We start from the raw sequence: 26,195 nt of genomic DNA on the forward strand, positions 1-26,195 counted from the left end.
TCTTCAGCACCCTGTGATCAATAACATGCTACTTCACGGTGGTTATGGTTTTACCACTCCACCGTAATTTTGCCGAAATGTCCCGCGCTCTGCTGATGCTTAAACGCTGCCGGGAGATCGCTCAGTGAACCGTAGCTATCGCTGATCACTGGCCGGATATCGTTCTGCTCCAGTGCGCGGACAAAATCCTGCTGCTGGCGGCGATGGCCGACAATCAGCCCTTGAATACGCGCCTGTTTTGCCATCAATAATGAGGTGGGGATCACGCCTTCAAAGCCGGTAAGGACGCCAATCAGCGCGATATGCCCGCCAACACGCACCGCCTCAATCGACTGCGCCATGGTGCCAGGGCCGCCAAGTTCAATCACCACATCCGCGCCCTGGCCATCGGTTAACTGCTGTACCGCTTTGCCCCACTCCGGCGTGCTGCGATAGTTAATGCCCGCATCGGCACCCAGCTCACGCGCGCGCGCCAGCTTTTCGTCGGAGGAGGAAGTAACAATCACGCGGGCACCCATTGCTTTAGCGATCTGCAACGCGGTAATCGACACTCCACCGGTGCCGAGCGTAACGATCGTATCACCCGCTTTGATCTGCGCATCGCCCACCAGCGCACGCCATGCGGTGAGCCCCGACGTGGTGATGGTCGCCGCTTCAGCATGGCGCCAACCGCGCGGTGCCAGCGTGAAGTGCTGCGCCGGACGTACCACCACCTCGGCAGCAAAGCCGTGCGCACCGTCGCCCGGCGTTTGAGTGAAATTGCCCACCTGGCTCAACGGCAACCCATCCTGCCACTGCGGGAAGAAGCATGACACCACATGATCGCCCGGCTTAAATTCAGTAACGCCCGCGCCCACCTCTTCCACCACGCCTGCGCCGTCCGCCATCATAATGCGGCCATCGGCGGTAGGTATCGATCCATCCGCCACCAGCAGATCGTGGAAGTTCAGCGACGTAGCGTGGATCGCTACACGGATCTCTCCCGCGCCAGGTTTGCCGGGATCGGCAAGATCGATCAGCTGCAGGTTTTCTAAGCCGCCGGGATACTTCAGGATCATCGCTTGCATGTTAGAACGTCTCCTTGAGTCATAGGATTGAGCGGATTGGTCGCCATAAATGGCGACCCTACTCTGACCGGTATAGGGTGCACATTCATGCGCACCGGGCAAAATGCATAATGGCTGAGTTTGGCAGCTATCTGCAGATTCCGCCTAACATCCTATGCGATTACACGTCCGCGCCGAATGCCACATCGCGCTGCGCGCGCAGCTCCGCCAGACGGCTTTCCAATGCCGCTTCGATGTGCTGATAGGCGGTGCTGCCAAGCGCCAGGCGCAGCGGCATGCTGGACTTATCGAGCGTCTCAATCATCGCCGTTACGCATTTCCCGGCGTCACCGGCAATGGTGAAATCACCGGATAAAATCGCACGGCGCAGCTGGCCTGAGGCGTTATCGCGGTATACCTCGAGCGCGTCAGCGATATCCAATCCTGTAGCAAAATTCGTCGCCGTTGGGCCCGGCTCCACCAGCAGGAAATCAATGCCGAAACTGGCCACTTCCTGACGCACCGCCTCGACAAATCCCTCAATGCCCCATTTGCTGGCGTGATACAGGCTGAAGTTGGGATAAGCCACCTGGCCGCCTTCTGAAGAAATCTGCGCGATACGTCCGCCGCCCTGCTTGCGTAACAGGGGAATGACGGCGCGAATCAGCTGGATGGAACCGGTAAGATTGGTGGCGATCTGGCGATCAATCTGCGCATCACTCAACTCTTCCGCCGCGCCGAACAGGCCGTAGGCGGCATTGCTCACCACCACATCAATGCGTTCGACCGCCTTAAAAGCATCCGCAATGGTGGGCGCAATACGATCGGTTTGCGCCAGATCCAGCGCAACAATCTGCAGCTGCTCGCCATAGGTTTGCTGCAAATCGGCCATCGCCTGTTCGCGACGTATGCAAGCCAGCACGCGATCGCCACGCGCCAGTAAACGTTCACTCATCAAACGACCTAGCCCGCTGCTGGCGCCGGTAATTAACCAGGTTTTCATGTTGTGCTCCTCCTATTGAAAACCTGATGGTAGATCGCTTTACTGGTGGAGATAATCTACCTAATCGCGTATGACCCGGTGAGGAAAAACCACCAATGAAACGACCTTCGTGGCACGAGCTGCAAGCCATCAAAACCCTGGGTGAACAGCGCAGCTTTCGTCGTGCCGCCGAGCAGCTCGGATTAAAGCGCTCTTCGCTCAGCCATCTGGTGAAAACGCTGGAGCACAATCTGGGCGTTCAGCTGTTTCAGCGCACCACGCGCAGCGTGTCGCTCACCGATGCCGGGCAGCAGCTACTGGATCGACTCTCGCCGCTCTTGAATCAGATGGATGAGGTGCTGCACGACATCTCAGCCAGCCGCCAACAGCACTACGGCACGTTGCGCATCAGCGCCAGTGATGCCTCAATCGGTTTGCTGTTGCAGCACGTAGTGGCGGAATTTAGCGCCCGTTATCCCGATATCCAGCTCGATTTCGCCGCACAAGGCGCATTGGTGGACATCACCGCCGCCGGTTTTGATGCCGGAATCAGGCTACTTGAGGATGTACCGCAGGATATGGTGGCGGTTCCGCTCGGTGGTCCGCTGACGTTTGTCACCGTGGCAGCACCAGCTTATCTGGCGCTGCACGCGCCGATTAAGCATCCCCGCGATCTGCTGCGGCAGCAGTGCATACGCCAGCGCTTACCCAGCGGCAAACGTTATCACTGGGAATATGCGCAGGCGGCAGAAACGCACGAAATTGATGTGCCCGGCACGCTCACGCTGGACAGCAACGCGCTGATGGCGCAGGCCGCCCTTGCCGGGTTAGGCATTGCTTACGTGCCGTCGCTGTATGTAGAAAAAGCGTTGCGCAGCGGCCAGTTGGTTGAATTGCTGGCCGATTGGCGAGTGCAATCAGCGGGAATTGCGCTGTGGTTCCCGCCCAACCGCCACCAATCCATGGCGCTGCGGTTGTTTATTGATGCGTTGAAAGTCAGCTTGCCGCGCATCTCATGATTCGGTCTTAAAAAAGCGTCAGCAATGGCGTTGATTCCGCCGTGCTGACCGGCGTACCCTAACGCCACAAAACCTAAAAAATACACCATCGCAAAATGATCGTACGTCCCCATCAACACTGGTTTATCCGGCTGTTTGACTGGCATGGCTCGGTGCTTAGCAACATCGTGTTTCGCCTGTCACTCAATCTACTCATGTCGCTGATCGCTATCTTTGGCTATCCGTGGTATTCGACCCTCGGCATTCACCTCACCACCGCGCCTTTTAGTTTGGTCGGGGTGTCGATCGCCATCTTCCTTGGTTTTCGCAACAACGCCAGCTATGCGCGTTTTATCGAAGCCCGCCACTTGTGGGGTAACTTGCATATCACCGAGCGTTCGCTGCTGCGGCAAATTAAAAGCATTCGCGGCATTCGTGAAGAACAGGTGCGGGAATTTACCGGCTTGCTGCTGGCGTTTAGCTGGAGCCTGAAACACCGCCTGCGTAAAACGCCGGTGCAGGCCGATTTGCAGCGCCTGCTGCCCGATAACTGGCACAGCGCAGTGCTGAATCATCCTATGCCTACATCGCAGGTTTTATTGTGTTTGAGCACCTGGCTGGCGCAGCGCCGCGATGAAGGGGACATATCGGATATTATCTGGCAGAGCATTGATGAAAATCTCAGTCAGCTGTCCACCATTCTGGGCGGCTGCGATCGCATCGCCAACACGCCGATTCCGTTTGCTTACAGCCTGATCCTGCATCGTACCGTGTATCTGTTCTGCACGCTGCTGCCGTTCGCGCTGGTGGCGGATTTGCACCTGATGACGCCGCTGGTGTCGATGTTTATCTCCTACACCTTTTTGTCACTGGAAGCGCTGGCGGAGGAGCTGGAGCACCCGTTTGGCACCGCGCCGAACCATCTGCCGCTTGATGCGCTGTGCGTTAATATCGCACGCGATCTGAAAGCGATGAATGGCGAACGGTCGCTACCGGAACCGTTACAGCCGGATGCGCATTTTAATTTGACGTGATGTTTCTGGAGATCTGTAGGGGCGCCATTTATGGCGACCGTCCCCATGCACGCACGAATCATGATGACGCCATTTATGGCGACCAGGGTTAACTCAGATTATCCAGCCAGCGCACATAAGCCTGATCCCACAACGCGGCTGGCGTGCCCGCTTTACCGAGGCCGAACCCGTGTCCGCCTTTGCTGAGCTCAATCAGCTCAACCGGCACGCGCATGCGGCGACAGGTATCCCGCATGATTTCAGTGTTATGAGGATTGGAGGTGTGATCGTCTTCGGCCTGCGCAAGGAAGGTCGGTGGATAGTGCCGCGTGACGTAGTTTTGCACTGACCAGTTGGCTTCCTGCGTTGGCGTGGCGTTATTGCCAACCAGCATCAGGTGGGTGTTGGTGTGCTGATACGGCGCTTCAAGGGTGATCACCGGATAAATCAACCCCACGCTATCGACGTTAGGCGTGACCTGATCCAGCGGATCTTGCGCCGGATACGAGTCGAAATTCGGACGCGCCGCCGCCATGCCGAGCAGATGCCCGCCGGCAGAAAAGCCCAGCACGTGCACTTTGCGCTCCATCGAACGCACCAGGCGAATCGCCCGTTGTGCATCCTGCAGCGGTGCCAGATTGCCCGCCTGCCACTTTTCGCCCGGTAAACGGTAGCTGAGGACATACACGGTATAGCCGTTTGCATTCAGCCAGCGCGCTACCGGCCAGGCTTCGCGCCCCATACCGATAAAACGATAGCCGCCGCCCGCAGCGACGATCACCGCTTCGCCGTTGGGATTTTCCGGACGGAAACGCTGAATGGCGGGGGAAACGATGTTGGTCCAGGAACCGTATTTGTTCACTTTGAGCAAACCTGAAGGGCCGCCGCCGCCTGGCGGATCGTCGGGCCACAGCGGAATGACGTCATCGCGAGCAAACAGCTTGCCCGTGGTCATGGAGAGAACGGTTGCTCCGGTAGCCAACAAAAAGTGACGACGTGTAATCATCTTGCCCAGTGTCAGTATGCAAAAAATGCCAGCTATAAAAGCTGAATCTCATTATGTGATGCGTGTCTTATTTCAACGCTGGCGATTATGTACGTAAATCATACAAAAAAGCCATAAAAAAACGCGCCTGATAAGGCGCGAGCTTTTTCGAATAACCTAAATAATTCGAGCGGCAGCAAGTACGTGACAGGGGTAAACGAACGCAGCCAACGCAGCTGCCGCTTGAAGTATGACGGCTATTAATCTTGCTGCTGGAACTGGGTCATCACCGTTTGCTCACATTGCGATTGATCGTGGCGCAGCTTTCCGCGTTCATCCTCGCCCAACTCCAGCCAGGCGCTAATCACTTCCTGCGCGATTTCTTCATTAAATTCCGGTTGCTGTATCGCCGATGACGACTGGCTGGCCGCGAGCTGCGACTTCATTTTCTCGGTGTAACCATCCAAATCGCTGGTCTTCTTTTCGCTACTCACCAAATGACACAGCTGGCTGGCATAAACATTTTCTTCCTGATTATTATCACCGTCGGCGGCCAGCGCGCTGGCGGACAGTGACAGCCCAACGAGGGCGAGTAATAACGCTTTCATAATAGGCTCCAGTAATTTCCAATAAATCAGTTTTCATTGTGCTCTGCGCGGGCGGCCTGGCGGGCGGCACGCCAGTTAAGCAGCGGCGTCACCGTCACGCCGTGCAGCACAATGCTGCACACCACCAACGTCAGCGCCATATCCACCATCTGTTCTGCCTCGGGGCCGCGCATACCGTGCACCCATGCATAAGCAATATAATTGATACTGCCGATGCCGCGAATACCCAGCCAGCCAATCAGCAGCCGTCGCATCAGCGGAATGTCGCAGCGCCAGGTGGTGATCCACACCGCCAGCGGGCGCACCACCACAAACAGCAGCAGCGCCAGGCCAATACCGGTGAGATTCCAGTGCTGTGCCAGCGTAATGCCCAGTACCACCATCATGCCCGCCGCCAGCAGGCGTTCGATAGTATCACCAAAGGAGAGCGCATCGCCGATCACCAACCCGACCGATTTCACCATGCCGCTACTGCCTTGCGCCAGGCGCTGGCCAGTATTCACGCGGGCTTCTGCTGGCAGGAAACGCTCCTCTTCTGACATCTCATCTTGTGGATAGTGCTTCACCACGCGTAATTCCGCGCGCCGCAAGCCCACGCCTGCGGCAAACGTGGCGAGGAAGCCCGACGCATCCACCGCCTGCGCGGCGGCGTAGCTCAACGCAATCAACGCAAGGGCGAACAGATCGTTGGGTGCCACATCCTGATTGGCGGTGCGTAAATGCGTTGCCAGTTGGCCTATCAACCAACCCAATGCGAAGCCAATCCCGAGGCCGCCGCCCATGGCCCAGAGCGTATCTTTGGCGAACCATTCACCGAATGAGGAGAGCGTCAGCGCGCCCGGCTGCAGCATGATCATGGCCAGCATCAGCAGCGGCAGCGCTGAGCCATCGTTCATGCCCGCTTCGCTGGAGAGCGCCACGCGCAGTGCGTCGTCATCGCGCGCATCGTTCACCGAAATCAGGCTGGCAAGCACCGGATCGGTCGGCGCCACAATGGCGCCAAATGCCAGCGACAGTGCCCAATCAAAGCCGGTGATCCAGTGCACCAACACCGTCATACTGCCAACGGTCAGCAACATCGCCGGAAACGCCAGCCTGACGCCGATGCGCCATGCGTGCGCGTTGAGCGGCAAACGCAGCTTAAGCCCGGTGATAAACAGCGAGGCGGCCATGGTAATTTCAGTGATGTGCGCGGCGAGGTTGGCGTGACCGATGATATCGACTTGCAGCAAGTTGAGCATCCACGGACCACACAGGATGCCGGCGAACAGATAGAGACCAAATGAGGTCACGGGCCCACGGTGAATCCAACCGGAAGCCAGTGACATAAGAAGTAAGAGACCGCCGGTGGCAGCGGTCCAGGCCAGGAAATTCATAACGCTCCGTTTTTAAATCATATTCTTCCTTTAAGCCTGGCACATGTTAGGCGATCAGTTTTTCAGATGGCGGCTCGCAAGGCGAATCATCAGGGCAAGCGCAGCGGCGAGCGTGGAGAGCGCTACCACGCCGGTCCAGCCCCAATGTGCCAGCGCCAGGCTGCCGAGCGCCGCGCCGGTTGCCATACCGATGAAAACAACGGTAAACATTAAGGCGTTAAGACGGCTGCGTGCTTCCGGCGCCAGGCTGTAAACCAGGGTTTGATGCGCTACCAGCGTAGCCTGCACGCCCAAATCAAAACCGATAGTGCTGATGATAATCAGACCAAGCTGTGCCGGCATCGGCAACAGCGGCAGCAGGAACATCAGCGCGAACGACACCATCACCAATGTGGCGCCGTACTGCGTCACACGCGCAGGGCCGATGCGATCCGCCACGCTGCCAGCTAACGGCGCCGCTAAGGCCCCTGCCGCACCGGCCAAGCCGAACGCACCAGCGACGGCGCTATCCAGATGGAATTTGTCGCTTAGCATTAACGCCAGCGTTGACCAGAAGGCGCTAAAGCCCACCGATAACAAGCCTTGCGCCAGCGCAGCACGGCGCAGCGTTTGATGGTGCTGCCACAAATGCGCCAGCGACAGCAGCAAACGCGGGTAGCTCACCGACGTTCCCGGCGTGAAGCGCGGTAATACGCGCCACAGCGCGACGCTAATTAACAATACGGCCACCGCCGCCACCATATACATGGTGCGCCAGCCGAAATACTCTGCCACCACGCCGCTCACCACGCGCGAAAGTAAAATGCCGACCAGCAATCCCGTCATCACCGTGCCCACGGTTTTACCGCGGCTGCGCTCCGGTGCTAACGCCGCCGACGCCGGAACGATATCTTGCGCCACGGTGGCCGTTAAGCCGGTGACAAAGCTGGCCATCAGCAAGGCGTTCAGCCCCCCTGAAAAGCCGCACAGTAGCAAAGCGGCAACCAGCAGCAAGCCTTTGACTAAAATGATGGTGCGACGATCGTGGCGGTCGCCGAGCGGTGCCAGCAACAAAATGCCCAGCGCATAACCCGCCTGCGTCAGCATCGGCACCATGCCAACGCTGCCAATGCCGACGTTAAACTGTTTGCTGATGATATCCAGCATCGGCTGGCTGTAGTAAATCGATGCAACGCTAAGGCCTGCACCGGCAGCAAGCGTAAAGACCAGCGGTGCGGGCAGTTTCTCCGCCGTGATGACTGAAGATGATGACATGGCTGACATAGTGGATTCCCCCGAGAAAGTGCGCTTATTAAAGCGCGTCGCCGCCATACGCGGTAGAGTGTTCAAACACAGAACTGTTATACGTGGCGCGTATGAATACACCTTCCAGCGTTGACCGCATCGAACTGATGCAAACCTTTATCCGCATTGTTGAAAGTGGATCGCTCTCAGCGGCAGCGACGCAGCTGGGCACCACCCAGCCCACTATCAGCCGCCGCCTGCAGGCGCTTGAACAGCGGCTGGGCCTCAAATTGATTCTGCGTACCACCCATGCGCTGAAGCTCACCGATGATGGCGAGCGTTGTTATGCTCAGGCGCGTCAGCTGCTGGCCACCTGGCACGCGCTGGAAGATGATCTGACCGGTGCCAGTGACGATCCCATTGGCACCCTGCGGGTACGCGCGCCACACGCCTTTGGTCAGGATCAGCTGATTGAACCGCTGATTGATTATCTGCACCGCTATCCACGCTTAACGGTGGAGTGGACGCTGAATGACCGCACGCCGGACTTCATCAGTGAAAACATCGACTGCGCGATTCAGGTCGGTGCGCCGAGCGACTCATCCATCGTGGCGATATTGCTGGCTGAGGTGCCGCGCTTTGTGGTGGCGGCCCCCTCGCTGCTGGCGGCGTATCCGCCGGTGAAGGACGTATCGCAGCTCACCCAACTGCCGTGGCTGGCGCTGACCAGCTTTTATCGTAACGAGATCGCTTTGCAGCGTATCAGCGACGGGCAACCGGTGAATCTGGCGATTGCCCCGCGCCTCGCCAGCGACAGTTTGTACGCGGTGCGCAAAGCCGCCGTGGCCGGGATGGGCGCAGCAGTGGTGTCATCCTGGGTGGTGCAGGAAGATTTAGCGAAAGGGGATTTGATTCAGTTAATGCCAGAGTGGCAAGCGCCGCCGCTGCCGGTGTGGCTGACCTATCCGTGGGCCAGCTATTATCCGGCGCGATTACGGCAGTTTTTCGAGATGATTCGGGAAGTGATGCCAAAGCTGGCGGGAACGCAGCCGGCAACGCCAGAAAAAAAATGACCAGGTAGCCATTCATGGCGTAATGCCGCTCACTTAAGCAAATAAATGCCTTTTTATGCAGGTGCGCATGAATGCGCACCCTACGAAAACCCGGCGATGTCCACGTAGGGTCACCATTCATGGTGACCGATTCACGCTTAACTGACGAGCAGTACGCCATTCATGGCGACCGGGATTCATCACATCTTCGCGGCGTGCTTATCCGCCTTCGACATATTATCCAGCCAGCCCATTACAAACGCCGACAGCACAAATGTCAGGTGAATAATCACGTACCACATCAGCTTTTCGTTGGCGACGTTACGGGCGTCCATAAAAATGCGCAGCAGATGAATCGATGAAATTGCCACAATCGATGCGGCGACTTTATTTTTCAGCGAGCCGGAATCCATTTTACCCAGCCAGCTCAGCTTCTCACGGTCTTCATCGATGTCCAGCTTAGAGACAAAATTCTCGTAACCCGAGAGCATCACCATCACCAGTAAACCGCCCACCAGCGTCATATCCACCAGCGACAGCAGCAGCAAAATCAGATCGTTTTCCGCAATGCTGAAAACATGCGGCAACAGGTGGAAAATTTCCTGGAAAAATTTGATGGTCAGCGCCAAAAGGCCCAATGAAAGTCCTATGTAAACCGGAGCCAGCAGCCAGCGCGATGAATACATCAGGTTTTCGATAAAACGTTCCATAAGTTCCCATTAATCAACAGACAAGTGGGCGAGTATAACCGAACTTATGTGAAGTTATTTCAGTCCCTCTTCAGAAATTTCAGGCGCGGCGGGCAGCGGCAGCGACAAACGAAACACCGCGCCACCTTCTGGCCGGTTTTCTGCCCAGATGCGCCCGCGATGCGATTCGATAATGGTTTTGCCAATCGCCAAACCCAACCCAACGCCGGGCACCGCTGACTCTTTATCCCCGCGCGCAAACTTGTCGAAAATGCGCGTGAGATTCTCTGGCGCAATGCCGGGTCCGCTATCCCACACTGCAATCTCCAGCCGATCTCGCTCGCGCCACGCACGAATGCCGTGCTGCGCGGCATTTCCAGCATATTTCAGGCTATTTTCAACCAGATTGGTAAACACGCGCTCCAGCATGGCGCTGTCGCCCTTGATCAGGACCATTTCGGGCAGGTCGAGAATAAATTCATGCCCCTTGAGCGACGGTCCCATGCTGCTCAGCGCGCCGCCAATCACCTCATCCAGCGCCACCCACTCTTCGCGCAGATTAAGCCCGCCCGACTGAATGCGCGCCATATCCAGCATGTTGCTCACTAAGCGGATGGTGCTCAGCGTCTGCTCGCGAATTTGGTTCGCCTGTCCCACATATTTCGACTGTTCGCTAGCGAGATCGAGCATCAGCATTTCCGCCTGACCAAACAGCACCGTCAGCGGCGTGCGCAGATCGTGTGACAGCGCCGACAGCAGCGCATTACGCAGTTGCTCGCGCTCGGCGGCAAGACGCGACGCCGCTTCACTGTGCGACAGCGCCATACGCTCCAGCGCGTTGGCGATCAGTACGGTGAACGTTTCCAGCAGACGCTGCTGCTCGGGAATCATCAGCTGGCGCAGGTTTTCCGGCTCAACCACCAGCAAACCGCGACAGTGACTGCCGCTTTTCAGCGGCAGAATCTGGTACGGCACCGCCGGTAAGGTATCGGTACCTGCGCCCGCGGGCTGGCCTTTGCTGAAGCTCCATTTGGCGATGGCGAGATCCGGCGGCGTGCCAATCGCGGTATCGCCCACGGTTTGTAGCTCGCCCTGTTCATCGGGCAACAGCAGCAAACTGCGCGCCTGCAAGGTAACGTCAATAATTCGCTGGCTGGTGGTGGCAATATCCTGCGGCGTGAGATCGCTGCCGAGGGATTTCGCCATCTCATACAGATGGCGCGCCCGCTGTTCACGATAGCGCGCCACTTTGGCCTGATAGCGCACGCCCGCCGTCAAATTCCCGACAATCACGCCCACCGCCAGCATCACCGCAAAGGTCACCAGATACTGTAAGTCCGATACCGCGACGGTACCGGTGGGAGCAACAAAAAACAGGTCAAAGGCGAGGATATTGATCACCGTGGCGAACACCGACGGCCAGCGCCCATAGCGCAGCGCTACCAGCACCACCGCCAGCAGATAAATCATGACGCCGTTGGCCGGATCAAACTCCTTCAGCAGCCAGCGGCCCACGGTGGTAACCAACACGCACAACAGCAACGCCATCAGGCAGCCGCGCAGGTGCAGCCGCCATTTTTCACCGCTGGCACGCTGGCCACCGAGCGGATGCGGCGCATCGCGCACCGGTTCGTCCAGCGCCACTACTAATAAATCGAGATCCGGACCGAGTTCGCCCAGACGTTGAGCAAAACTGTCGCGCCGCCAGCGCCGCTGTGGCTGGCGTCCGGTGACAATTTTGCCCAGATTATGCTCGCGCGCGTAACGCAGCACGGCACGCGCTTCATCAGGATCGGAGAGCGTCGCGGTTTCTGCCCCCAGCTCCTGCGCCAGCTGCAGCGTGCGCAAAATAGCGCGACGACGCGCCTCGGGCAGACGATTGAGGCGAGGCGTTTCCACATACACGGCGTGCCATTCGCTGCCGAGCCGTGCCGCCAGGCGCGCAGCGGTGCGCACCAGCTTTTCGCTGCCGGTGTCATCACCAATGCACAGCAGAATGGCATCACGCGTGTGCCACACTTTGTCGCGGCCCTGCTGATCACGCCAGGCGCGCATCTGGTCATCCACGCGATCGGCGGTGCGCCGTAGCGCCAGCTCGCGCAGCGCGAACAGATTGCCTTTACGGAAGAAGTTTTCGATAGCGCGCTCAGCGCGGTCGCCGACGTAGACTTTGCCCTCTTTTAACCGTTGGCGCAGATCGTCCGGCGGCAGATCGACCAGCACCACTTCGTCGGCGCTATCAAAGAACGGATCGGGCACGGTTTCACGCACCTGAATACCGGTTACACCGCCAACCACATCATTCAGGCTCTCCAGATGCTGGACATTGACGGTAGTGATGACATCGATACCCGCCTCGAGCAGCTCCTCAATGTCCTGCCAGCGTTTAGGATGGCGTGAACCCTGCACGTTGGTGTGCGCCAGCTCATCCATCAGAATCACCGCCGGATGGCGCGCCAGCGCGGCATCAAGATCGAATTCAGCATGACGCGAACGCCCGGTGGCACGACGCGGCAGCACCGCCAGCCCGTTGAGCAGCGCGGCGGTCTCTTCGCGGCCATGCGTTTCCACCACGCCGGCTAACACATCGAGGCCTTGCGCGCGCAGGCGCTGTGCTTCCTGCAACATGGCGAAGGTTTTACCCACGCCCGCGCAGGCGCCGAAGTAGATTTTCAGCTTACCGCGATGGCTGTCGCTGTGATTCAGCAGCAGTGCATCGGGATCGGGGCGAGATATGTCGTCGTTCATCGATCGTCCATTGTAAAAACCGCGCGATAAATCGCCTATGTTTGCAGGTGCGCATGAATGCGCACCCTACGAAAATCTCGCAAAATTAGCGTAGGGTCGCCATTCATGGCGACCGGTTGTTACTGCAAATCATCCAGCGCCATATTCAGGCGCAGCACATTCACCGTCTCTTCACCGATAAACGGCAACAGCGGGCGCTCGGTTTGACGCGCAATCAGCGCCTCAACATCTTGCAGCGCCATGTGATGCGCGGCGGCGATGCGCGGAGCTTGCCACAAGGCCGCTTCCGGCGAAATATCAGGATCTAAACCGCTCGCCGACGCGGTGACCAACTCCACTGGCACCGCTTTAGCGGCCTGCGGATTCGCCGCGCGCAGCGCAGCGACGCGTTCCGCCACGGCTTTATCCAGCGCCGGATTGCTGGCGGCCAGATTGCTGCCGCTGGAGGACAGCGGGTTATAAGGCGCATCACCGGTAGCGGAAGGACGGCCCCAAAAGTGGCCCGGCTGGCTAAAGGCCTGGCCGATCTGCTCAGAACCGCGCACCGCGCCATCCTGCTCAATCAGCGAACCCTTGGCCTGCGACGGGAACCACCACTGCGCCAAATCAGTGGTGAGCAGCGGATACACCACGCCGGTAAGCAGCGTCAGTATCATTAACAATACAATAGCCGGACGTAACTGACTCATTTCTCTTCTCCTCAAGCCAGGCCAAGCAGCGTCAGCAGCAGGTCGATAGCTTTAATCCCGATAAACGGCACCACTAATCCGCCCGCGCCATAAATCCACAGGTTGCGACGCAGCAGCGCTGCGGCGCTCAACGGGCGATAACTTACGCCTTTTAACGCTAGCGGAATCAGAAACACAATCACCAGCGCGTTGAAAATCACCGCCGACAGAATCGCCGAATTAGGCGAATGCAGCCCCATCACGTTCAACATGTTGAGCTGCGGATAGGTGGCGGCAAACGCGGCCGGAATAATGGCGAAATACTTCGCCACGTCGTTGGCGATACTGAAAGTGGTGAGCGAACCGCGCGTCATCAGCATCTGTTTGCCGATGTGCACCACTTCCAGCAGCTTGGTCGGGTTAGAGTCGAGATCGACCATGTTACCCGCCTCTTTTGCCGCCTGGGTACCGGAGTTCATCGCCACCGCCACGTCGGCCTGCGCCAGCGCCGGTGCGTCATTGGTGCCGTCGCCGGTCATCGCCACTAAACGCCCTTCCGCCTGATACTGGCGAATCAGCGCCAGCTTAGCTTCCGGCGTGGCTTCCGACAGGAAATCATCAACGCCCGCTTCCGCCGCAATCGCCGCTGCGGTTAGCGGGTTATCGCCGGTAATCATCACCGTTTTGATGCCCATCTTGCGCAGCTCGGCAAAGCGCTCTTTAATGCCGCCTTTGACGATATCTTTCAGCGCCACCACGCCCAGCACTTGTGCACCTTCAGCCACCACCAGCGGTGTACCGCCGGCGCGCGCTACCTCTTCAACGTCAGCGTTCACTTGCGTGGGAAAACGGCCGTTGCTGGCTTCGATATGGCGACGAACGGCATCTACCGCGCCTTTGCGGATCAGGCGATCCTGCACGTTGACGCCGCTCATCCGCGTTTGCGCCGAGAATGGAATGAAGCTGGCGCCCATGCTGCTCAGATCGCGCTCACGCAGGTTAAATTTCTGCTTCGCCAGCACCACGATGCTGCGCCCTTCCGGGGTTTCATCGGCCAGCGACGCCAGCTGCGCCGCATCGGCCAGCTGCTGCTCGCTAACGCCCGGTGCCGGCAGGAATTGCGTCGCCTGACGGTTGCCGAGGGTGATGGTGCCGGTTTTATCCAGCATCAACACATCGACGTCACCCGCCGCTTCAACGGCACGGCCGCTGGTAGCGATAACATTCGCACCGAGCATGCGGCTCATGCCCGCCACACCGATAGCCGACAACAAGCCGCCGATGGTGGTAGGAATCAGGCACACCAGCAGGGCGACCAGCACCGTCACGCTGACGGGCGTGCCACCATAGGCTGAGAAGGGCCACAGCGTAACGGTTGCCAGCAGGAACACAATCGTCAGCGACACCAGCAGAATGGTCAGCGCCACTTCGTTCGGCGTTTTGCGACGTTTGGCGCCTTCCACCATGGCGATCATGCGATCGAGGAAGGTTTCACCCGGATTGACGCTGCACTGAATCACCAGCCAGTCAGACAGAATGCGTGTACCGCCGGTTACGGAGGAGAAGTCGCCGCCGGATTCACGGATCACCGGCGCAGATTCACCGGTGATCGCGCTTTCATCCACCGATGCGCCGCCCTCCAGCACTTCGCCGTCGCAGGGAATGATGTCACCGGCTTCCACCAGCACCACATCGCCTTTGCGCAGCGTGTCGGCGGCCACGTTGTGCCACTGCGCGCCATGGCGCGGTTCGGCCAGTTTTTTCGCATCGCTGGTTTTGCTGATGCCTTTCAGGCTGTTGGCCTGCGCCTTGCTGCGCCCTTCCGCCAGCGCTTCGGCAAAGTTAGCAAACAGCACGGTGAACCACAGCCAGATGGCAACCGCCGCGGTAAAGCCAGCGCTGCCGCTGAGCGTGCCGACGGCCATGCCAGCCGCTAATACCGAGGTCAGCACGCTGCCGAGCCACACGATAAACATCACCGGGTTGCGGAACTGTACGCGCGGATCGAGTTTTTTTAGCGCATCCAGCATGGCAACGCGCGTTAGCGCCGCATCAAACAGCGCCAGTTGTTGACGACTCATGATTCCGTTATCCCTGAATAAGTTGCAGATGTTCCGCTACCGGGCCAAGCGCCAGCGCGGGGATGAACGTCAACGCGCCCACCAGCAAGACGGTGCCAATCAGTAGCGCGATAAACAGCGGGCCGTGCGTTGGCAGCGTACCGTTGCCCACCGGCTGAATTTTCTTCGCCGCCAGCGAACCGGCAATCGCCAGCACCGGAATGATGATGCCGAAACGACCGATCAACATGCAGAAACCCAGCAGCAGGTTCCAGAACGGCGTGTTTGCGCTCAGGCCGGCAAAGGCGCTGCCGTTGTTGTTGGCCGCCGATGACACCGCATACAGCACTTCGCTAAAGCCGTGAATGCCGGGATTGGCCATCCCCGCGCGGCCAGCGTCGGTCATCATCGCCAGCGCGGTACCGAGCAGCACCAGCGTTGGCGTCACCAGAATCGCCAGCGCGGTCATCTTCATCTCCCACACGTCGATCTTTTTGCCCATATATTCCGGCGTGCGACCGATCATCAACCCGGCGATAAACACCCCCAGCAGCACGAAAAGCAGCATGCCGTACAGACCCGCGCCAACGCCGCCGAATACCACTTCACCCAACTGCATCAGCCACATCGGCACCATGCCGCCGAGCGCGGTGAAAGAGTCATGCATGGCGTTGACCGCACCGCACGATGCCGCGGTGGTGATCACCGCAAACAGGCTAGAGTTGAGGATGCCAAAGCGCGTCTCCTTACCTTCCATGTTGATGGCGCTGTCCGCGCCAAGCGTCAGGAAGTGCGGGTTACCACGCAGTTCGGCCCACATCACGGTGATCACCGCCAGCACGAACATAATGGTCATCGCCCACAGCAGCATGTGGCCCTGACGGCGATCGCCAAGATGCTGACCAAAGGTGAAACAGAGCGCTGCCGGGATCAGGAAGATGCTCAGCATCTGGATGAAGTTACTCAGCGCCGTCGGGTTCTCGAACGGATGCGCCGAGTTGACGTTAAAGAAGCCGCCGCCGTTGGTGCCAAGCATTTTGATCGCTTCCTGCGACGCCACCGGGCCGAGCGGTAGCGTCTGCTGCGCCCCTTCCAGCGTGGTGAGCGCGTGATAAGGCTCGAACGTTTGAATGCTGCCCTGGCTGACGAAAAACAGCGCCATCACCAGGCTGATCGGCAGCAGCACGTAAACGGTGATGCGCGTCAGATCGCGCCAGGCGTTGCCGAGCGTCGCCAGCGAACGGTTGGCGAAACCACGAGTCAGCGCAAACGCCACCGCGATGCCGGTTGCCGCCGACAGGAAGTTCTGCACCGTGAGGCCCGCCATCTGACTGAAATAGCTCAGCGTGCTCTCCCCGGCATAAGACTGCCAGTTAGTATTGGTGACGAAACTGATGGCGGTATTCAGCGCCAGATCCCAGCTCAGATTGGGCAGATGCTGTGGGTTGAGCGGCAGCGCCGCCTGCGTCATCAACATCAGCAGCAACACAGCAAAACCGAGCAGGTTAAACAGCAAAATCGCCAGCAGATAGTGCGGCCAGCGCATGGCGTCGCCATCCGCGCCGGCCAGTCGCCACAGCGCGCGTTCGGTGCGCGGCAGCAGCGGCTTATCAGCGACGAACAGCGCGAGGTAACGACCCAGCGGTTGTGCCAGCACCATCAGTACCAGCAGGAATACCGCAATCAGCAAGAATGCATTCGCAGCCATCAGAACGCCTCCGCATTAAGCAGGGCATAAATCAGGTAGCCCAGAAGAATAAACACCAGCACGATGCTGGCTATCACGCCCACGCTCACAGCAACCTCCAGAGGATTTGGTAGTGCTGCAAGCATGCGCGGCGCGGCATAAAGAAGGGGTAAAAAGGCAGGAGACGGGCGTAAATAAAGTATAAAAATGGTGTGAAATTAAGCGCTTTCTAACGCCCAGATACGATTCAGATCGACGTTGTGCCACAGTCCGCTGTCCTCAGCGCCGGTAATACTGTCGGTGCAGAAGCTGTCGCCGAGATCGAGCGCTTCCGCTTTCACTTCGCGTTGAGCGTGAAGCGACCAGAAAACATGCACTTTTGGTTTCAGCAATGATTTTTCACCGGCCTGCACCACCAGCGCCACGCGCCCGGAAGCCAGCCGTACCAGCGATCCCACCGGATAAATCCCGATAGTACGCACGAAAGTATGCATCAGCGTGTTGTCGAAATGGCCGCGCCAGCTCAGCATATGGTGCATCGCTTCAGCAGGGGTCCAGCCTTTGCGATACGCGCGATTCGAGGTCACCGCATCATAGACGTCACACACCGCCGCCATGCGGGAAAACAGCGTGATGTCCTCTCCTTTCAGGCCGTGTGGATAGCCGCTGCCGTCATATTTTTCATGGTGGTGCAGCGCGATATCCAGCAGATCTTCACCGGCATCGGCTTCCATCAACATCTGCGCGCCGACAATCGGATGCTGGCGCATCACGGTAAACTCTTCGTCGCTCAGCCTGCCGGGCTTGTTGAGAATCTCCAGCGGCACCGCCGCTTTACCGACATCATGCAGCAAACCGCCCATGCCGACGCGACGCAGCTGTTGCTCATCCAGGCCCATTTTTTTGCCGAGCGAAATCATTAATCCGCACACCGCCATCGAGTGCAGATAGGTGTAATCGTCATGATTTTTCAGCCGTGCCACACTGAGCAATGCCGTTGGCTCGCGGGTAATCGAACCGGCAATTTGATCTACCAGATCAAGGGTATAATCAAGGTCAAGCCTTTGCCCCATGCGCGCCTCATTAAACATCGCCAGCACCTGCGGCTTCCCCTGATTGAAAATACTTTGCGCTTGATCCATCTCCTGAAAAAAGGGCGTTTGCGGAATAGCTTTCTGCGGCATTGGCGCGACAGGAGCCTGAACCGATTTATCGAGATCGATCCACAGCTGCAGGATCCCCTCGTTACGGATCATCGCGATCTGGCGTTTATCGGTGATCAGCATTTGGTTGCGGATGCGCTTATCTTTTACCCACCAAACCTCAAGTTTGTGGATAAACATGCCCTGCCGCAGTTCGTCAACGTTAATCAGCTTTATCACGATATCGCTCCTTAATATCAGTGGGTGGTAAGGAGATATCGGCAGCTGAACAAAAAATCTTCAGGAGGGATTTGTGCGATTGGTGAGGATTGTGGGGGGAGGTGCGCATCGATGCGCACCGTACGACGGTAAGGGCTTTGACCAGGTGCGCATAAATGCGCACCCTACGGGGTTGTAGGGTCGCCATTCATGGCGACCTGGCTTGAAGTCTCCTGCTCCTCGCCGACGCGTTCAATCGGTCCCATCACCAGCAGGAACAGCAGTGCCGCGACGACACAGTGCGCACCCACGAATACCAGCCCGATGCTGTAACTGCCGGTTAAACCGACGATGATGCCGAACAGCAGCGGCGTGATAAAACCAGCCATATTGCCGATGCCGTTAAAAATCGCACCTGCCAGGCCAACCGCTTCTTTCGGTGCAGTATCGCTAACAATCGTCCAGGTGCCCGCGCCTGCCGCCACGCCTTTGCCAAAGAAGGCGAAGGACATAATGGCGATAATGCCGACGTTGCTGGGGATAATCGCCGCCAGAATCAGCGATGCGGCCATCAGCATGCCAACGATATACGGCGTCTTACGCGCCCACGACAAACTCCAGCCGTTCGCCAGCAGTTTGTCGGAGATATAGCCGCCGCTGATACCGCCGAGGAAGCCGAACAGCGCCGGCGCGATGGTGGCAAAGCCGGCATCCATAATGTTCATGCCGCGCGCCTGCACCAGATAGATCGGGAACCAGGTGATAAAGAAGTAGCTCAGCGCAATAGTGCAATATTGGCCGATATAGGCGCACCACAGCATGCGGTTACTCAGCAGCGTTTTGAACATCGCTTTGCTCAGCGGCGGCCGGGCTTTTAAGGTGTGCGCCTCATCAATATCCACCAGCGCACCGCCCTGCTCGATATAGCGCAGCTCCGCGTCCGATACCTGTGGATGGTGGCGCGGGCTGCGCATAAAGCCCATCCAGACAAACACCGCCAACACGCCAATGCCGCCCAACACAAAGAATGGCCATTCCCAGCCGAAGCGCGACACCAGCCAGCCAGAAAGCGGCGAGAAGATGGCCACGGCAAAATATTGCGCCGAGGCAAATAACGACGAGGCACGACCGCGTTCAGCGCTCGGAAACCACATAATCACCGCGCGCGCATTGGCAGGAAAACTCGGTGCTTCAATCAGGCCCAGTGCAAAACGCAGCGCAAACATCAGCGTTAACGCCATGGTCATGCCGCTGGAGAACTCTCCCACAAAGCCCATTAGCAGCGTGGAAATCGACCACAGCGCCAGCGTCACGCCATAAACTTTTTTGGTGCCGAAGCGATCGAGAAACAGCCCGCCAGGGATCTGGCCGATCACATACGCCCAGCTGAAGGCTGAGAGGATCAGGCCAAGCTGAATCGCCGAAAGTCCAAACTCATCTTTGATCGCCGATCCGGAGATCGACAGGATCGAACGGTCGGCGTACGCCACCACGGAAAGAAACAGGATCAAGCATAAGATCCACACGCGTACGTGGCTATTCTGCCTGCGGTTATTGGCTTGTTGCATGGGCTGAATTCCTTAATGAGTGCGCTCGATGTCTTGCAGGAATACCGCTTTATTTCCCCTGTTCAGCAACTATAGGAAGCCAATTCAGCCGCGGTCATTGGGCGAATGGCGGAATCGCGCGGGCAAAATGGCATCGGATTTGGCAACTGCCACAAGGCGAGGTGCGGCGCTGCACAAAACCAACAAGAACAGCGTGCTTTTGCACCAGAATGTGCGCCTGTTCTAGGAAAATCCTTCGCATCAACACTATGAGCGCGCGAAGAGAAGGCGCGCCTGGCAGCAAAGTGTGCGCTTAGCTGCAAAATCCGCCCAAGCAGATTGTCAGCCGCCTGACGGACTCGTAGGCTGAAAATGATTTCATTGAGCCATTTTTAAACTCAATGAAACATTCATTCTAATAACAAGCTTACTCTGGAGTCTGCGATGAAAACCCTCAAGGCGATTGTGTTGCTCGGCCTGCTCTCAGTTTCTGCCTCGGCACTGGCGGAAAAAATTGGCGTATCGATGGCCTACTTCGATCAAAACTTCCTGACGATTATTCGCCAGTCGATTGATAAAGAAGCTAAAGCGCGCGGAATCGATATTCAGTTTGAAGATGCACGCGGTGACGTTGGCCGCCAAACCGATCAGGTGCAGAGTTTCATCGGCTCAGGTGTGGACGCCATCATCGTCGATCCAGTCGATTCCGCCAGCACGCCGCAACTCACCAGACTGGCGCAGCAGGCGAAAATTCCGCTGGTGTACGTTAACCGCACGCCGGGCGATAAATCGCTGCCGCCGGGCGTAGTATTTGTCGGCTCCGACGAGCGTGAATCCGGCACTTTGCAGATGGAAGCGCTGGCCAAAATGGCCAATTACAAAGGTAACGTGGCGATCATGATCGGCAACCTGACCGATGCCGGCGCGCTGCAACGTACTAAAGACGTTGAACAAGTGGTGGCGAAATATCCCGGCATGAAAGTGGTGCAGAAGCAGCCCGCCAACTATGCGCGTAACGAAGGCATGGATCTGATGAACAACTGGCTTGGCAACGATGAAGCGATTGATATTGTTGCAGCCAATAACGATGAGATGGCGATTGGCGCCGCTATGGCGCTGGCAAAGGGCAACAAAAAAGTGCTGGTGGGCGGCATTGATGCCACGCCGGATGGTTTGAAAGCGCTGTCGCAGGACAAGATTCAGGTGACGGTGTTCCAGGATGCGGTCGGCCAGGGCAAAGCGTCGGTGGATGTGGCGCAGAAGCTGATTAAAGGCGAGAAAGTCGATTCACACGTGTGGATCCCGTTCGAGCTGGTAACCAAAGAGAATATGCAGAAGTACGTTGATAAAACCCCATAATTAACATCAATCCCACCGCCAAAATCGTAGGGTCGCCATTTATGGCGACCGAAACGCGGGGCTTCGAGCGTTTTCTGGCAAGGTCGCCATAATGGCGACCCTACGGTTAAGAGCGTAGCTGCGCCATCTGCACAATATCGTGATACTCGCCGTCGCGCAGGCAGGCTTTGCGCTTCACGCCTTCGCGCTCGAAGCCCAGCTTTTGATACAGGCCCAGCGCGCGCTCGTTGTCGTGGAACACTTCCAGCTCAATGCGCATTATCCCCAGCCAGTTGTAGGCGTAATCGATGGCGTGGCGAATCAGTTTTTCACCGATGCCGCGTCCGCCATAAGCCGGATCGACGCTAATGCCAAAACTGATGCTGTGGCGGGTACGCGGGCGCTGCTCAACAAATAGCGTCAGCTCGCCAACCATCGCGCCATCAATCTCCGCCACAAAGCCGATATACCCCAGCTCATCCATTTTCTCGAACTTTTTCTCCCAGGTCGCCACGCTAGGACACGGCAGCTGCGTGGTCCAGCGATACACATCAGGATGGCTATAAAGACGCTGGTAGGCGGCGGCATCGCCCGGTTCACGACCGCGAATCAGTAAATCCATGTCGGTAATCCCTTTTCACTTGCACTAAGCTGTTAACTCTCACCAATTTGGGAAGAGTGACTCTATGTTGTATCGTCGTTTTGAACGTTTTATCAATATTTTCCAGGATGCGCCAACCGATTCCCCACCTTCCAGCGTTTGGCCGTTTTACTTCTATTATCTGCGTCAGGTTTGGCCAAGCTTTGTCGCGCTGCTGATTGTTGGGCTGGCGCAGGCGCTGATTGAAGTGGCGCTGTTTAGCTATCTCAGCCGCATTATTGACCTGGTTAATCACTCCACGCCCGCCACGCTGTTTAGCGATAACGGGCCGGTGCTGCTGTGGATGGCCTTTGTGGCGCTGATCCTGCGGCCGGTGGTGATTGCCGTACACGACATGCTGGTACATCAAAGCATTAACCCGAGTATGACCAGCATGATCCGCTGGCAGCATCACAACTACGTGCTGCGCCAAAGTCTGAACTTCTTCCAGAACGATTTTGCCGGGCGCATCGCCCAGCGCATCATGCAAACCGGTAACTCACTGCGTGATTCGGCGGTACAGCTGGTGGATGCCATCTGGCACGTGGTGATTTATGCGGTGACCTCGCTGGTGCTGTTCGCCGAAGCGGACTGGCGCCTGATGATTCCGCTGGTGATCTGGATTGTCGCCTACAGCGTATCGCTGAGCTTCTTCGTGCCGCGCGTCAAGCAGCGTTCGGTGGTGTCATCGGAAGCACGCTCCAAATTGATGGGCACCATCGTCGATGGCTACACCAATATCGCCACCATCAAACTGTTCTCGCATAACGATCTGGAGAAGCGTTACGCGCGCGAAGCGATTCAGGAGCAAACCGACAAAACCCAGCATGCCAGCCGCATGGTGACCACCATGGATATCACGCTCTCAACGCTGAATGGCCTGCTGATTGTCAGCACCTCGGCGCTGGCGTTGTGGCTGTGGAGCCAGTCGCTGATAAGCGTAGGTGCGATTGCGTTGGCGACCGGTTTGGTGATCCGCCTGGTGAACATGTCCGGCTGGATCATGTGGGTAGTGAACGGCATCTTCGAAAATATTGGCATGGTACAGGATGGCCTGAACACCATCGCGCAGCCGCTGAGCGTGCAGGATGAGCCCAACGCTAAAAAGATGCAGGTGACGCGCGGCCAGATCCGCTTCGAAGATGTGCGTTTTGATTACGGCGGCAGCCGTCAGGTGATCAACCGCCTCAATCTCAACATTAAGCCAGGCGAGAAAATCGGTTTGATTGGCCCGTCCGGTGCCGGTAAATCCACCCTGGTAAATCTGCTGCTGCGGCTGTATGACATCAACAGCGGGCGCATTGTGATTGACGATCAAAACATCGCCGAAGTGACGCAGGAGAGCCTGCGCGGGCAAATCGGCATGATCACCCAGGATACCTCGCTGCTGCACCGCTCGATTCGCGACAACCTGCTGTATGGTCGACCGGACGCGACAGAAGCGGAGTTGCAGGCGGCGATTATCCGCGCGCGCGCCGACGAGTTCATTCCGTTGCTCTCCGATCCGCAAGGCCGTACCGGGCTGGATGCGCACGTTGGCGAACGCGGCGTGAAGCTGTCGGGCGGCCAGCGTCAGCGTATCGCTATCGCTCGCGTGCTGCTGAAAGATGCGCCGATTCTGATCATGGATGAAGCCACCTCCGCGCTCGATTCCGAGGTAGAAGCGGCGATTCAGGAGAGCCTGGAAACACTGATGCAGGGCAAAACGGTGATCGCCATCGCGCACCGTCTCTCCACTATCGCGAAGATGGATCGCCTGGTGGTGCTGGAGAAAGGGGAGATTGTCGAGATGGGCAACCACCGCGAACTGCTGGCGCACGGCGGCTTGTACGCGCGCCTGTGGCAGCATCAGACCGGCGGTTTTGTCGGCGCGGATTAATCACCGCGTCGATACGGCAGGGATTCGCGCGCTTCTATCGCCCAGGCGCGCACCCCTGCCCGTTCCTGCTGCAGATAATCGGCTACCGCTTCACGCAACCCGGGATGAGACAGATAGTGCCACGAGTGCGTGATGTGCGGCTCAAAGCCGCGTACCAGCTTGTGCTCGCCCTGCGCACCGGCATCAAAACGCTGCAAACCTTCCGCAATGGCGAAATCCATGCCCTGATAAAAACAGGTTTCAAAATGCAGGCGATCGAACTCCGCCAGGCAGCCCCAATAGCGGCCATACAGCGTATTGCCATCCACTAAACAGAACGCCATCGCCGCCGGTTGGCCCTGCAGCGTCGAAATCACCACCCGAATCGAACGTGGCATCCGTTCTGCCAGCAGGCTAAAAAATTGGCGCGTCAGATACGGTCGCTGACCGCGCACCGCATAGGTGTTGGCGTAACAGGTGTAGATGAAATCCCACTGATCTTCGCGCAGCTCATCGCCGCGATACCAGGTGAAATCAAAACCGTTGTTCATCACCTGTTCACGCTCTTTGCGCAGCTGTTTACGCTTGCGTGACATCAGCGTGTCGAGGAAATCCTGAAAATCGCGATAGCCTTTATTATGCCAGTGATACTGCAGACCAAGGCGCTCCAGCCAATCTGGCTGCTGTTCAATGATCTGGTTAGCGAATGGCGTGGTGAAGTTGATATGCGCACCGCTCAGGCCGTGCTCAAACAGGTTATCCGGCAGCGCGTTGAGCAGTTTTCGCACCGCCGCTTCATCGCCCAGCAGGCGTGCGCCGGTCACTGGGCTGAACGGAATCGCGCCCAGCCATTTCGGGTAATACGCAATACCCGCGCGCTGACAGGCATCCGCCCACGCGTGGTCAAACACATATTCCCCGCGCGAATGGCGTTTGCGGTAGCCCGGCAGCGCCGCGCGCACGCTACCATTCTCACGCCATAACAGGTGATCGGGCTGCCAGCCATTTTCCGGCCGCACGCTGCCGCTCTCTTCTAATGTCAGGAGAAAGGCGTGGCGTAAAAAAGGTTGATCGTCAGGTAACAGCGCATCCCACTCGACAGCAGAAATCTCCGCCAGCGACGACAGATGAAACAAAGACATTCACGGCTCCCGGCCAGGTGAAAGCGAAAGTCTAGTTCAACAGGTTTTCCCGCGCGGGAAAAGGTGCAGCGCACTGAATGTGTAATGGAGGTATTTAACCGGTTGCGCGCCCTGCGGTTGATTGATTTTAGGTCGCCATAAATGGCGCCCCTACGATGGACCGACGCGTTTTGTAGGGTCGCCATTCATGGCGACCGTGTGCACAATTTGACACGGGTGACCCGCAGGCCGCACCCTACGATTTTCTCGTCACCTGGAATCTTGATGGATCGACTCGATTGTGACCGCATGTTCGTCGCGGTGCTGGAAGTGGGCAGCTTTGCCGGCGCGGCGGCGCGTCTTGGCACCAGCAGTGGCCAGGCCTCAAAGCTGGTTTCGCGGCTTGAGCAGGAGCTCGGTGTGCAGCTGTTGAAACGCAGCACGCGCGCGCTGTCGCCCACTGAAGTCGGTCGCGCCTACTACGAGCGAGTGAAAACGCTGCTGGAAGCCTTTGCTACGCTGGATGCCACAGTGCGCGATAATGCGACTACGCCAACCGGCCGCCTGAAAATCAGCGCTCCAGGCACTTTCGGCACGGCGATACTTTCCAGCGTATTGGTCGAGTTCGCACGCCACTATCCGCAGATCGAACTCGACGTTAACTTCTCCGATCGCGCAGTGAATATCGTCGATGAAGGATTTGATATGGCGATCCGTATCGGCAAGCTCGACGACAGCAGCCTAATCGCCCGCCGCCTCGGCGATGTGCCGATTCGCGTTGCTGCCTCTCCGGGCTATTTGCTCCAGCACGGCACGCCGCAGCACTGGCGCGATTTGGCGACGCATCAATGTATTAGTGACACCAACTTCCGCGATCCCTGGCATTGGCCGTTCGTTACGCCGTGCGGCGACAACGTAAGCATGCCGATTCGTGGTCGTCTCTGTTTCTCCAATACCGAAGCCTGTTTACAGGCGGCGGTGGCCGGATTAGGCATCGCGCGCCTGCCGGGCTTTATTGCCGTATCCGCGCTGCAGCGTGGCGATATCGTCCCATTGCTGGAAGCGTTTGCTACGCCGCCGCTCGGCCTGTTTGCGCTCTATCCGCCGTCGCGCCATCTGGCGCAAAAAACCCGGCTGCTGATCGATTTCCTCGCCAACCATTTCCAGCACCATCCGCCCGGCTGACTCCTTCCA

General features: G+C 57.9%; 22 protein-coding genes. 6 read left to right on the forward strand and 16 right to left on the reverse strand.

The features are described from left to right. Nucleotides 1-50: 50 nt before the first annotated feature. Both AC07WB_RS18390 and AC07WB_RS18395 read right to left on the reverse strand, forming a co-directional pair. The gene (locus AC07WB_RS18390) at nt 51-1,067 is read right to left on the reverse strand and encodes a zinc-dependent alcohol dehydrogenase family protein (RefSeq protein ID WP_494940973.1); all 1,017 of its coding nucleotides are present in this window, start codon (nt 1,065-1,067) and stop codon (nt 51-53) included. A 160-nt stretch (nt 1,068-1,227) separates the two neighbouring features. Continuing rightward, the gene (locus tag AC07WB_RS18395) at nt 1,228-2,049 is read right to left on the reverse strand and encodes an SDR family oxidoreductase (RefSeq protein ID WP_345827860.1); all 822 of its coding nucleotides are present in this window, start codon (nt 2,047-2,049) and stop codon (nt 1,228-1,230) included. A 95-nt stretch (nt 2,050-2,144) separates the two neighbouring features. On the opposite strand from AC07WB_RS18395, the gene AC07WB_RS18400 reads away from it, so the two are divergent. Continuing rightward, nucleotides 2,145-3,047, forward strand: a complete 903-nt coding sequence (locus tag AC07WB_RS18400) for a LysR family transcriptional regulator (RefSeq protein WP_097095730.1) — start codon at nt 2,145-2,147, stop codon at nt 3,045-3,047. 95 nt (nt 3,048-3,142) lie between these two features. Then, complete coding sequence (locus AC07WB_RS18405) at nt 3,143-4,060, forward strand: bestrophin family protein (protein WP_494940974.1); 918 nt, start codon at nt 3,143-3,145, stop codon at nt 4,058-4,060. Nucleotides 4,061-4,148: 88 nt separating this feature from the next. Here AC07WB_RS18405 and AC07WB_RS18410 read toward each other — a convergent pair whose 3' ends face one another. The 4 genes from AC07WB_RS18410 to AC07WB_RS18425 form a co-directional block, all read right to left on the reverse strand. Further along, entirely contained in the window at nt 4,149-5,045 is an 897-nt protein-coding gene (locus AC07WB_RS18410) for an alpha/beta hydrolase (RefSeq protein WP_097095728.1), read from the reverse strand. 239 nt (nt 5,046-5,284) lie between these two features. After that, nucleotides 5,285-5,632, reverse strand: a complete 348-nt coding sequence (locus tag AC07WB_RS18415) for a hypothetical protein (protein WP_097095727.1) — start codon at nt 5,630-5,632, stop codon at nt 5,285-5,287. Nucleotides 5,633-5,658: 26 nt separating this feature from the next. Beyond that, on the reverse strand, nt 5,659-7,008 hold the full coding sequence (locus AC07WB_RS18420; RefSeq protein WP_097095726.1) for a cation:proton antiporter: 1,350 nt from the start codon (nt 7,006-7,008) through the stop codon (nt 5,659-5,661). Between the two features lie 54 nt (nt 7,009-7,062). Further along, nucleotides 7,063-8,271, reverse strand: a complete 1,209-nt coding sequence (locus AC07WB_RS18425; RefSeq protein WP_097095725.1) for an MFS transporter — start codon at nt 8,269-8,271, stop codon at nt 7,063-7,065. Nucleotides 8,272-8,363: 92 nt separating this feature from the next. Between AC07WB_RS18425 and AC07WB_RS18430 the strand changes: the two genes are divergently transcribed. Further along, nucleotides 8,364-9,305: a LysR family transcriptional regulator gene (locus tag AC07WB_RS18430; protein ID WP_494940975.1), complete on the forward strand. Its 942-nt coding sequence runs from the start codon at nt 8,364-8,366 to the stop codon at nt 9,303-9,305. A gap of 179 nt (nt 9,306-9,484) precedes the next feature. Here AC07WB_RS18430 and AC07WB_RS18435 read toward each other — a convergent pair whose 3' ends face one another. The 8 genes from AC07WB_RS18435 to AC07WB_RS18470 form a co-directional block, all read right to left on the reverse strand. Continuing rightward, nucleotides 9,485-9,994, reverse strand: a complete 510-nt coding sequence (locus AC07WB_RS18435; protein WP_494940976.1) for a TIGR00645 family protein — start codon at nt 9,992-9,994, stop codon at nt 9,485-9,487. 54 nt (nt 9,995-10,048) lie between these two features. Continuing rightward, the gene (kdpD, locus tag AC07WB_RS18440) at nt 10,049-12,721 is read right to left on the reverse strand and encodes a two-component system sensor histidine kinase KdpD (RefSeq protein WP_097095722.1); all 2,673 of its coding nucleotides are present in this window, start codon (nt 12,719-12,721) and stop codon (nt 10,049-10,051) included. Between the two features lie 119 nt (nt 12,722-12,840). Next, nucleotides 12,841-13,410 carry a potassium-transporting ATPase subunit KdpC gene (gene kdpC, locus AC07WB_RS18445; protein WP_494940977.1) on the reverse strand — a complete coding sequence of 190 codons (570 nt, stop codon included), beginning with the start codon at nt 13,408-13,410 and terminating at the stop codon, nt 12,841-12,843. Nucleotides 13,411-13,421: 11 nt separating this feature from the next. Further along, nucleotides 13,422-15,470 carry a potassium-transporting ATPase subunit KdpB gene (gene kdpB / locus AC07WB_RS18450; RefSeq protein WP_494940978.1) on the reverse strand — a complete coding sequence of 683 codons (2,049 nt, stop codon included), beginning with the start codon at nt 15,468-15,470 and terminating at the stop codon, nt 13,422-13,424. 7 nt (nt 15,471-15,477) lie between these two features. Further along, a complete protein-coding gene (gene kdpA / locus AC07WB_RS18455; RefSeq protein ID WP_494940979.1) occupies nt 15,478-17,157 on the reverse strand; it encodes a potassium-transporting ATPase subunit KdpA in 1,680 nt (559 codons plus the stop codon). After that, complete coding sequence (gene kdpF / locus AC07WB_RS18460; RefSeq protein ID WP_099686964.1) at nt 17,157-17,246, reverse strand: K(+)-transporting ATPase subunit F; 90 nt, start codon at nt 17,244-17,246, stop codon at nt 17,157-17,159. The genes kdpA and kdpF overlap by 1 nt, the downstream gene beginning before the upstream one ends. Before the next feature lie 108 nt (nt 17,247-17,354). After that, the gene (locus AC07WB_RS18465; protein WP_494940980.1) at nt 17,355-18,518 is read right to left on the reverse strand and encodes an HD-GYP domain-containing protein; all 1,164 of its coding nucleotides are present in this window, start codon (nt 18,516-18,518) and stop codon (nt 17,355-17,357) included. 164 nt (nt 18,519-18,682) lie between these two features. After that, nucleotides 18,683-20,065, reverse strand: a complete 1,383-nt coding sequence (locus AC07WB_RS18470; RefSeq protein WP_345827850.1) for an MFS transporter — start codon at nt 20,063-20,065, stop codon at nt 18,683-18,685. Nucleotides 20,066-20,488: 423 nt separating this feature from the next. Between AC07WB_RS18470 and AC07WB_RS18475 the strand changes: the two genes are divergently transcribed. Further along, nucleotides 20,489-21,403 carry a sugar ABC transporter substrate-binding protein gene (locus tag AC07WB_RS18475; protein WP_494940981.1) on the forward strand — a complete coding sequence of 305 codons (915 nt, stop codon included), beginning with the start codon at nt 20,489-20,491 and terminating at the stop codon, nt 21,401-21,403. 106 nt (nt 21,404-21,509) lie between these two features. Here AC07WB_RS18475 and AC07WB_RS18480 read toward each other — a convergent pair whose 3' ends face one another. Further along, nucleotides 21,510-22,004: a GNAT family N-acetyltransferase gene (locus AC07WB_RS18480; RefSeq protein WP_345827844.1), complete on the reverse strand. Its 495-nt coding sequence runs from the start codon at nt 22,002-22,004 to the stop codon at nt 21,510-21,512. A gap of 64 nt (nt 22,005-22,068) precedes the next feature. On the opposite strand from AC07WB_RS18480, the gene AC07WB_RS18485 reads away from it, so the two are divergent. Continuing rightward, complete coding sequence (locus AC07WB_RS18485) at nt 22,069-23,901, forward strand: ABC transporter ATP-binding protein (protein WP_345827843.1); 1,833 nt, start codon at nt 22,069-22,071, stop codon at nt 23,899-23,901. Here AC07WB_RS18485 and AC07WB_RS18490 read toward each other — a convergent pair. Continuing rightward, nucleotides 23,898-25,022, reverse strand: coding sequence for a GNAT family N-acetyltransferase (locus AC07WB_RS18490; protein WP_097095711.1), 1,125 nt, complete (start codon nt 25,020-25,022; stop codon nt 23,898-23,900). The genes AC07WB_RS18485 and AC07WB_RS18490 overlap by 4 nt on opposite strands. Nucleotides 25,023-25,286: 264 nt before the next feature. On the opposite strand from AC07WB_RS18490, the gene AC07WB_RS18495 reads away from it, so the two are divergent. Then, on the forward strand, nt 25,287-26,186 hold the full coding sequence (locus tag AC07WB_RS18495) for a LysR family transcriptional regulator (protein WP_494940982.1): 900 nt from the start codon (nt 25,287-25,289) through the stop codon (nt 26,184-26,186). Nucleotides 26,187-26,195: the final 9 nt, after the last annotated feature.

The sequence above is a fragment of the Pantoea sp. GW821-FHT03E06 genome, assembly GCF_059420725.1.